At 35.1% G+C, this 10703-nt stretch carries 6 protein-coding genes and 1 pseudogene; 1 reads left to right on the forward strand and 6 read right to left on the reverse strand.

Features of this window, described 5'->3' with window-relative positions; translation table 11 throughout:
* From Q0941_RS09080 to Q0941_RS09105, 6 genes and pseudogenes are all read right to left on the reverse strand, one after another.
* Window positions 1-777: pseudogene (locus Q0941_RS09080) on the reverse strand (tetratricopeptide repeat protein); the annotation flags it as partial.
* A 52-nt stretch (window positions 778-829) separates the two neighbouring features.
* Window positions 830-2011 carry a hypothetical protein gene (locus Q0941_RS09085; RefSeq protein WP_299293261.1) on the reverse strand — a complete coding sequence of 394 codons (1182 nt, stop codon included), beginning with the start codon at window positions 2009-2011 and terminating at the stop codon, window positions 830-832.
* Window positions 2012-2052: 41 nt separating this feature from the next.
* The gene (locus tag Q0941_RS09090; RefSeq protein WP_299293265.1) at window positions 2053-2283 is read right to left on the reverse strand and encodes an LSM domain-containing protein; all 231 of its coding nucleotides are present in this window, start codon (window positions 2281-2283) and stop codon (window positions 2053-2055) included.
* Window positions 2284-2294: 11 nt separating this feature from the next.
* On the reverse strand, window positions 2295-6086 hold the full coding sequence (locus tag Q0941_RS09095) for a DNA-directed RNA polymerase subunit A' (protein ID WP_299293268.1): 3792 nt from the start codon (window positions 6084-6086) through the stop codon (window positions 2295-2297).
* The gene (locus tag Q0941_RS09100) at window positions 6086-9433 is read right to left on the reverse strand and encodes a DNA-directed RNA polymerase subunit B (protein WP_299293271.1); all 3348 of its coding nucleotides are present in this window, start codon (window positions 9431-9433) and stop codon (window positions 6086-6088) included. Before Q0941_RS09100 ends, Q0941_RS09095 begins: the two co-directional genes overlap by 1 nt.
* Entirely contained in the window at window positions 9434-9685 is a 252-nt protein-coding gene (locus tag Q0941_RS09105; protein WP_299293274.1) for a DNA-directed RNA polymerase subunit H, read from the reverse strand. It abuts the gene before it with no gap.
* 178 nt (window positions 9686-9863) lie between these two features.
* Between Q0941_RS09105 and Q0941_RS09110 the strand changes: the two genes are divergently transcribed.
* Window positions 9864-10703: PEFG-CTERM sorting domain-containing protein (locus tag Q0941_RS09110; protein ID WP_299293275.1), on the forward strand; the 840-nt coding region annotated here is incomplete at its 3' end.

Genomic DNA, 10703 nt, shown 5'->3' on the forward strand with positions numbered 1-10703 from the left:
TTCAGTTGTTGTTTCTGGAATGCTTTCAGTTGTTGTTTCTGGAATGCTTTCAGTTGTTGTTTCTGGAATGCTTTCAGTTGTTGTTTCTGGAATGCTTTCATAATAATCAAAAAATGATGTTGCTTCGGATTCTCCATAATGAGCTTTAACAGAATAGGTTCCTTCTGTTCTAAAATTAACACCAGACTTTACAAGAAAATTTGTTGAAAATTCTAAATCAGAATTTATTGTTCCAAAATAAAATCCTGCAGGCAATCCAAATGGATCATAAATTCCAATTAGCACAGTAGGAGATTCAACATTAGAAACTAATCCAGTAACAATAATTGTCTCCCCATCAGAGTATTGTGATTGTTCAGTGTAAAGTAAAATGATTTCAGGTTCAAAAAATTCTTCAAATATTTCATCATCATTTGATAACTCTGAATCAATAATGAACAGGAATTCTTCTGAAATTTGTCCATAATCAAATTTTACAGTATATTCACCTGACTTTTCATAAAAATCTGGATCTAGTAAAAGGGATTTTGAAAATGTCTTTTCAGCAGAAATTTCCAAGTTGTTTGCAGATAGAATTTTTCCGTCAGGATCATACACACTCATTGCAATTATTGGCATTCCATAATCTAGAATCTCACCAGAAATCTTGAGTTCATCTCCAAAAGAATAGTATTCCTTGTCAAACAAAATCTCGAAAGATTCTGCAAAGGCATCAATCAAAATTAACGGAGTAAACGCGATTAACACTAGTAAGATTACTGCAATGGTTCCTAACACAAAGGAAAAAAATCAAATTTTCTATTTAATAATCACGTAGAAATTATTCTTTCTAGTTTACACTAATCATAGTGGACATTTCTGGTCCTAATGCAGTTGGATCGTTAATTGAATTCCATACGTATGTTTGAATTTGATAATCACCAGATTTTTTTGGAATCCAGGATTGTGAGACATCAAGTGTTTGATGTGCATTTAGTTCTCCTCTAATCCATGCAATAGATTCAGTAGAGTCATCAGAATTTTTTACTTGGAAGAAATAGACAAAACTCTGTTTATGCTCTTGTGAATTTGTAATTGTTCCAACAATTTGTAATTGATTATTGATAGAAAATGAGTTTAATTCATTTCCAAAGCTATCAGATAACTTGATGAATGAATTTTCAATTCTTTCAATAGGAGGAATTGATGAATCAATTGTTGCAGAAGAAAGTAGTTCAATATTATCTGAAATTGAATAGGGTTTAGGTAGTGTGTAGTCATCATATTTTGCAAAAACTTGATCGCCTGGTATAGAAAATAGTCTATTTCCACTTGAAGTTGAACTTTGAGATAAAGAAATTGTTCCAACAAAAACTCCAGAATTTTCTGAAGTTTCAGTTGCATCCAGAATTATTCCTGCAACATCAGAATCAGAATATACTTGAATTGGAATTTGATCAATTGCTTCAGGATTTAGATTCATGTCAACATCAATAACTTTAACAGAAATTTGTTCGTTAGAAAAAAATTCCTCGTTAGTAAATTGAATTGTTGCAACATTCCACGAAACAGGAACTGATTCAGTTAACACAACACCATCAGCAAATTCAAATGAAATTGTTATTGCAGAATCTCTATCAACTTCCAAGAATCCATTGTTTGGACCACTACCAGTAGTTCTTGGAGTGGTATCAAAATTACCATCACCATTTGCATCATGCAAAAAACCAGAAAGTATTACTTCTGCTGAAAAAATACCCGAATTCACACCAGTTTCAGTAAATCGATATGGTTTCAGAGAATGTTCACTAGTTGAGACTTTGATTGGATGAGATTCTGTGTCACCAATTGAATCAATCAGATTTTTGTTAGTATTCCAACTAGGTGCCAAAATTGTAATTTTGACTTTGTCAGTCCAGCTATAGGATGGTTTATCAAAAAATATTGGCGCAAAAGGCTTGTCATAATCAGGTATTTCTTGTGCAAATGCAGAAAATACCAATAGAGGAATCAAAAGAAAAAAATCTATCATAAAGTTAATTGGTCAAGATCAAATTTAATGTTTGACAGAATTTAAGATTCTTCTTCTGGCAAAGAAATTGCGAGAATGTTATCTCCACGCAACAAAACAGTTCCAATTGTAACTGGTTTTTCATCAGTGATGTCTTCAGCACCATCTAATGTCAAATTCATGTGAATATCAAAGTCTTTCAAAGTACCTTGAATTGTTTTATTATTTCTTAATCTAAGTAAAACTACTTTGTCTTTGCTATTTGCCATTAATGTAGAAATTTCATCAGCCATGTTCTATTCACTTATTTTTTCTTGCTAACTTGCATGTACAAGTCAACAGTACCACTTCCAATTGGAATGTTACTACCAACAATTACGTTTTCAGTAATTCCTTTCAATTGTTCAACTTCACCACCAAGTGCAGCATGAGCAATAGTTGGAACAGTGATTTCGAATGCGGCTCGTGCAAGTACGCTATCTTTAGTACCAGCAATACCATGTCTACCAATTTGTTGCATGTATCCTCTAGAACACATCAAATCAGATACTAACATAATGTATCTATTATCAACTTCTAATCCTTGGTCTTCTAGTGTACTGTTTAGTTCATTAATCAATGCATTACGTGCTGCTTCAATTCCAAGTGTTCCTGCAATTTCAAAGACATTGTTTGTTCTAACATTTGTTTTGTCAATACCTTTTACTTCAAGAACTTTGGCAATGTTTGAACCAGTTGTCTGAATAACCCATTCATCATCTTTTTGAACTAATGTAACACGTTCAATATCTGGAACACCTTTTACAGTTGCATTTAGAACTTTATTTCTAATCGCAATAACTGTTGGAGCATCAGATTCTTCAACTAGTTTTAGAGTGATTAATTCACCGGTTGTTTCCATCTTGAATTTTTTGTTTGAAGATAATGCAGCTTCTACTTCTCCAATAGTACAGCCTCTTTCGCGAAGTCTATTCTCACTTAGAATTAATTTGATTTCTGTAGAATAATCAGTCTCACTGTCTGCAATTAATGCACTAACTTTGGTTTGCAATACATTTCTTGCAACTTCGATTGCTTTTTCTCTTGATTTCTTTGATTCTTCATCAAGATAGATATCCATAGTTGGCGTAACTGGCTTCTTTCTAGCATCTACAAGTTCAATTAATCTTGGAAGACCCAATGTGACGTTTCGTTCTTTAATTCCTGCAAAGTGGAATGTTCTCAAAGTCATCTGAGTACCAGGTTCACCAATTGATTGAGCAGTGATAATTCCAACTGCTTGACCAGGTTCTACTTTGGATTTATTGAATAGTGATAATCCTTTCTTACATACTGCTTCAACACCATCTTTACTTAATCCAGATTTTAGTAATGCATCACTAACAAGAGTTGTAAGTCTTGGATTGAATGTTTTTGTGAATTTTTTAGTTAAGGTTTCAATTTCTTCTTTTCCTGCTTTCTTACCAGAGTCAACAATTGTTTGTGATTCGATTAATCTGTTGATGTTAAATGCTTCACCATGGTCACTCTTTGATACATCAATTCCGTCTTCACCATAAAGGAATTGGACAATGTGTCCATGTGGATCTCTAACGGTTCCATCATATTCTAATCTAATGTGTTCTAAGGCGTTGATCAATCTACGTTGCATGTAACCACTTTGTTGTGTTCTAACTGCAGTGTCTACAAGACCTTCACGTCCACCCATTGCATGGAAGAAGAATTCTAATGCTGAAAGTCCTTCACGATAATTGGATTTTACAAATCCATGAGCATCAGGATTATTGTCATGTTCTGCATAATGTGGTAATGCACGATTATTGTAACCATCATGTAATCTGTTTCCTCTTCTTGATTGTTGACCTAAGGCACCAGCCATCTGACCTACATTCAATGATGAACCTCTTGCACCAGTAGTTGCCATAATTTTTCCAGCATTACCATCATCTAGAGAATCATTTGCAGTAGAGCCAGCTTTGTCTCTTGCTTTACCTAATTCATTGACAATGTATGCCTCTAATGCTTCTTCAGGTCTCATACCTCTTGTAAGTTTGAGAGTACCTTTTTCATATTGGTCAGTCAAATCAGCAACAATATCGTATGTTCCTTGAATATCATCTAGGATTTGCTGTTTGTCTTTTTCTGGGACTTCAAGGTCACCAAATCCATAACTGAAACCATAATGAGTAATGAATTGTTTTACCATAATCAAGATAGAGTTTAGGAAGCTCTTTCCAACGGCATTGCCATAATCTTTTGCAATTCTGTGCAATACACTTTCTGGTTCTTCAGCACCAATTGATGTCTTGTCAATTACACCACTGATGAGTTCACCATTTTTAATGACAACATCATTTTGTGCACCTTTGGTACCTTTAGACCATTTTGATGTAATTACATAGTTGAAGTCTTTTGGAAGGAATAATGAGAATAATTGTTTTCCAGTATATGCTGGACCATCTTTTGTTTTAGTTGCAGGTTTTGGAAGTGGATCAGTATAACCTCCAAGCATTGCAAGATTAGAAAATTCTTGAGGAGTTAATGTAGTTCCCTCTTTAGTTAGAAGATATGCGCCAGTAACAAAGTCTCTTAATGCACCAATGATAGGACCACCATATCTTGGTGAGATTAGTTGGTCTTGAACTCTCATCAAAAGAATTGCTTCTGCTCTTGCTTCTTCACTTTGAGGAACGTGTAAGTTCATTTCATCACCATCAAAGTCTGCGTTGTAAGGAGGACATACCGAGGGATGAAGTCTGAAAGTTTTACCAGGTAATACGCGGACATAATGAGCCATGATAGACATTTGGTGAAGTGATGGTTGTCTGTTGAACATGACAATATCGCCATCTGCAAGATGTCTTTCTACAAGATATCCAATTTCTAGGGTTTCAGCAATTGTTGAACGATCCTCAACGAAGTCAAGTCTAATTTTGACGCCATCAGGTCTTACAATATAGTTGACTCCTGGGAATTTGTCAGGACCATTGATTACTAGTTTTCTCATTCTTTCAATGTTCCATTCTGTAACAATTTCAGGGATTGTTAGTTTCATAGCAACAGCTTCAGGTACACCAACTTCAGACAAGTCCAAGTTGGGATCAGGTGAAATTACAGTTCTACTTGAAAAGTCAACTCTCTTTCCAGATAATGAACCTCTGAAACGTCCTTCTTTTCCTTTGAGTCTTTGAGTTAAAGTCTTGAGAGGTCTTCCAGAACGATGGTGAGCTTGTGGAATTCCAGAAACTTCATTATCAAAGTAGGTAGTTGTGTGATATTGAAGTAAGTCAACCAAGTCTTGAACAATTAGAGGTGGAGTTCCTGCTTCTTTGCTTTCCTTTAATCTTTGATTAACTCTGATGATGTCAACCATCTTGTGTGTCAAGTCATCTTCAGATCTAATTCCAGTTTCAAGAATAATTGAAGGTCTTACAGTAACTGGAGGTACAGGTAATGCTTGAAGGATAAACCATTCAGGTCTAGCAGTTACAGGATCATATGAAAGTAATTCTAAATCTTCATCTAAGATTTGTGAGAATCTTTCTCTAATTGTAATTGGAAGTAATCTGTGTTCTCCAATCTCAGTTTTTTCTACAAAGATAGTTGGTTTTGTGAAAATTAACTCGTATTGTGTTTTACCACAATGTGGGCATTCTTTTGCTTTCTTTGCTTTTTCAATAATTTGTTCAGGAATACGTTTTTGGGAAATTACAGTATATGCTGCTTCTTTTTCTTTGATTTTTCTAAATGCATCTAAATCTTCTTGAGGAACCTTTAGTCTTCCACAAGAGCGACATGTTGATTGTAACAATTTGTAAATATTATCAATAAATGCAATGTGTAAAACTGGTTCAGCAAGTTCAATGTGTCCAAAATGACCAGGACATCTTGCAGCAGTATTTCCACATGTAAGACATTTTTGTCCGGGTTCCAATGTACCTAATCTTCCATCCATTAAACCTCCTTGAACTGGCATTCCATCTTCATCATAGGTTTCTGGAGCAGTGATTTCTGCTACAGAATATTTTCTAATTTCAGTTGGAGACCAAACAGAGAATCTAATTCCATTAATTGATTTTATTGCTTGAATCGACATTATACTTTCTCCTTGATTAACAATCTTGGTGCTACGTTAAGACTCTGCATTTCTTGTAGTAAGAGTTTGAATGCATATGCAACTGAGACAGATGATACTTTGGCTTTGTCTCCACAAACTCTGCAGACATATTTTCTTTGTTTAACATCATGATAAGCAACTAGACCACATCTCTCACAAACAAAGATATCAGATTTATCAGATTCATCTAGCAATCTATCTTTTAGAATCATTGAAGCACCATATGCAATTAAACAGTCTCTCTCCATTTCACCAAATCTTAAACCACCACCTCTTGCTCTACCTTCAGTTGGTTGTTTGGTTAACATCTGAACTTGACCACGTGCTCTTGCGTGAATTTTGTCTGCAACCATGTGGTGTAGTTTTTGATAATATACAACTCCAAGGAATACTTCAACTGGGAATGATTTTCCAGTTCTTCCATCATACATTATTTCTTTACCAGAATATTTGAAACCATGAGCATCCATTACTTCTTTGACTTCATCCATTTTTTCACCAACAAATGCAGAACCATCAAATCTTTTTCCACGTAATGCAGCTGCCTTTCCACAAATTGATTCCATCATCATTCCAACTGTCATTCTAGATGGGAATGCATGAGGATTAATCAAGACATCAGGAGACATTCCATTTGCAGTGTATGGTAAGTCTTCTGCTTTAGCTAAAATTCCAAGAACTCCCTTTTGTCCGTGTCTTGATGCAAATTTGTCACCAATTTCAGGAATTCTCATATCTCTAGCTCTAATTTTGTACATCTTTCCACCTTCGTTAGATTGAGTCATAACTACAGTATCAACAACACCAGTCTCTGAAGGTCTTACACCAATTGAAGTATCTCTTCTGTATGGACCACTTGATTCAAACTCTCTATATTCTTCCATGAATCTTGGAGGGCTAGTTTTTCCAATCAAAATATCTCCACCTTTTACTGGAGATTCTGCTGCAACAACACCGTCTTCTTCTAAGAGTCTGTATGCTCGTTCACCTTTGTAACCACGAATATTATCTTCAGCGTTTGGAATTTCAAAGTCATCTCTCATTCCACCAGGGTATTGTTTTGCTTCAGCATCATAGATTCTAAAGAAGAATGTTCTTCCCAATCCTCTATCAACTGATGCTTTACTCAAAACGATTGCATCTTCAATGTTGTAACCATCAAATGGTAAAACTGCTACAATACAATTTTGTCCTGCAGGTCGGTCTTCAAGACCCAAGAGTTTCATTGCTTTTGTATTTACAATTGGAACTTGAGGATATAGCATAAAGTGTTGTCTAACATATGTACTGGTATTCATCATTGGTGTGGAAAATCCAAGACTTTGTTTTGCCATTGCAGATTCGTAAGTATTTCTTGGAGACTGGTTGTGTTCTGGATATGGAATGATGGAAGCTCCTGCACCAAGAATTGCTGGTGGGAAAACTTCAAGGTGAGTATACTTCTTTGTATCTTTATCATCTAAAGTAACATAGCAGTTTTCTTCTTCATTTGCATCAATCATTTCTAAGACACCCATTCTCAACAGGTCAGTCCAAGAAAGTAATTTCTTTGAAATTTTATCCAATAATTCTTGAGTCAAAAGTGGTTTGTTATCTTTGATAATAATTAATGGTCTTAAGACACGTCCAGCATTACAGTTTACGTAAAGTCTTCTAGTAGATCCTTCAATTTCTGATTTGTGGAAGGATACACCAACATGTGGGTGAATCTTTGAATTTCTTCTTAATTCTCTTAATGATTCTGCTAATTGTTCACCGTCTTTGAAATATCCAATGAGACGACCATCAACAAAAATTCTTGTTCCATCTTTCTTCAAGTCTTCTTTTGCATCAAAGAAATGAACAGTACCAAGATCATAGAGTTTTTCAACAATTTCTTCAGATGGAACATTTACAGAAATAATTCCAGATAAAGCGAGATTTTTAACAAGACCACAGTTAGAACCTTCAGGAGTCTCACTTGGACAAATTCTACCAAAGTGAGTTGCATGAAGATCTCTTGCTTCAAAGTTTGGTTGGGTTCTACTCAAAGGAGATTGAATTCTTCTAAGATGACTAATTGTTGAAAGATAATTTGTTCTATCCAGTAATTGTGTTACACCAACTCTTCCTCTACCCCAGTTACCTGTTGCAATTGCATTGTTTAGTTTGTCAGAAATTATACCTGGTCTTATTGCAGCAGCTACTGCGTTAATTCCTCGTTTTTGACCTGAACGTTCTAGTTGATATTTCATATCTCTTACAAGATTTCTAAATGCTGTTCTGAACAAGTCAGCCAACATTTGTCCTGCAAATTTGATTACTTTGTTACCATAGTGATCCTTGTCATCTGGAGAAATCCAACCAAGTCTTAATTCTAATAATTTGCATGCTGCTTCACCTAAGAATTGTGCCTTTTCTTTTCTGTTTTCTGGATGTTTACCCAAGTGTGGTAAAAGTCCCCAATCAAGTAAGGTCTCGGCTCTTTTAATTTGGAATTCTTCTAACATTCCAGGTGCGATTCTTTTACTGATGTAAACAATTGCATCTTTAGAAGTTGGAACATCGCCTGCTTTTTCAAAAGAGCCTTCTAATTCATCTTGGATTTCATCTACAAGAGAAACGGCTGCGGCAATTTCCCTATCAGATTCTAATCCTAATGCTCTCATCAAAGTAACAACTGGAATATCTACTGGAGAACCAGGAATTCTTGCAACAATCAATCCGTCGTTTTTCATTACAAGTTCTAGTTTTGCACGATACCCAACAATTGAAGAATATACTTTAGCCTTAAAGACAACATTTCCACCAACAGTTTCTCTATCAACAATTATTTTGTTGTATGAAAGATCTTCTAATCCAACAATGACTCTTTCTGAACCATTAATGATAAAGTATCCACCAGGATCATTTGGATCTTCTCCATGCTCAACTAGTTTTTGAGTTGAAAAGTTATGCAAAATACATGCATTAGATTTTGCCATTACTGGAACATCTCCAATATGAACAAATCGTGATTCTAAGATTTTGCCATCTTCAACAACACTTGCCTCCATCATAACCGGAGCAGAATATGAAACGTTTCTCAATCTTGCTTCAGCTGGAGTAATATGAGTAATAGAACCATCAAGTTCCATCATTCTTGGTTGTTGAAGTTTTACTTTGCCTAGTTGAATTTTGTAAGGATATTCAGCATTTTCAATTTCTATTTGTCCAACTTCATTTATGATACTTTGAAGTCCTCTTTCAAGAAATTCATCAAAGGAGTTTAGATGTTGACGTGCAATACCTTCACGTTTTAAAATATCTTGGATTACTGGCCATCGTTTGGTTGAAGAATCTGCCATCTATACTTCCACCACGTAACGATAATAGAAACTCTCACCAGCAGTTGGACTTTTTCTGGTAATCTTAATCATATCACCTGGTTTTACACCAAGTCCCAAAATTGCTGGATCATTTACAAAGATTAATGGTAATTCTGTTGGTTTGCAATTGTATTTTTTTAAAACTTCTTCAGCTTCTTGTTTTGAAATAATTTCATGTTTTGGAACATAAACGTGATCAGGAACTAAAATTTGGTTTTTCTTAGTTGCCATCTAAAACGCCTCCACGTAGAACATTAAATGTAACAATAAAGAATACACACAAACTGTCAAAATCTCACGCTCGGGTTAATATATATCTAATCTGAAATTCGGCAAAATCAGTGTTTTTTCTCTTTTGTCAACATATTTTTTCACAACCTTAAATAGGATAATTTCAGGCGTAAAATTGATGAAAACTCATCTATCGGTGTTTGCCTTATCTGCAATTTTAGTTGTAAGTATTGGCATGGCACCAGCATTTGGACAAATACAAAACTCGATTGTTGTTACTACTGACAAAGCTGCATATGCAGAAGGAGATACAATTGTAGTAACTGGTGAAGTTAGAGATCTGTATTCAGGAACTCCAGTGAGTGTTATCGTTAAAGCTCCTAATGGAAACTTAGTTTCTATTGCACAAGTAACTGTAGGTGCTGATAAAAAATTCAGTACTGAAATTACAGCAGGAGGCGCATTAATGAAAGCTGAAGGAGCATATACGATTACAGTTCAATACGGAACCGAAAATCGTTCAGCAACTACTTCATTTGACTTTGGAGGATCTACAGTAGTAGAAACACCAGATGAACCTGGAGTTTCTGAGGTAACTGACACAACAGTTTCAGTTCAAGGTTCTAGTGATTTGATAGGATATGAGATTACAGGCGGAAAATTAGTAAATATTATGCCTGATGTGGATGCAAATTCATTAATCATTTCTATTGATGCCACCGATGACGGTTCACTAACCCTCACAATACCAAGATCTGTATTGGATGCAACAATAAATGGTGAAGATGACGATTTCTTTGTCTTAATTGATGGAGAAGAAGTAGACTTTGATGAATCAACAACATCAACAGATAGAGTCCTCACTATAGCATTCCCAGCAGGCGCTGAAGAAATTGAAATAATTGGTACCTTTGTAGTCCCAGAATTTGGTACAATCGCAGCCATGATTCTAGCAGTTGCAATCATATCAATAATTGCAATCTCTGCAAAATCAAGACTTAGCATTATGCCAAGATAC

The organism is Candidatus Nitrosopumilus sp. (assembly GCF_028278985.1).
Lineage (GTDB): Archaea > Thermoproteota > Nitrososphaeria > Nitrososphaerales > Nitrosopumilaceae > Nitrosopumilus.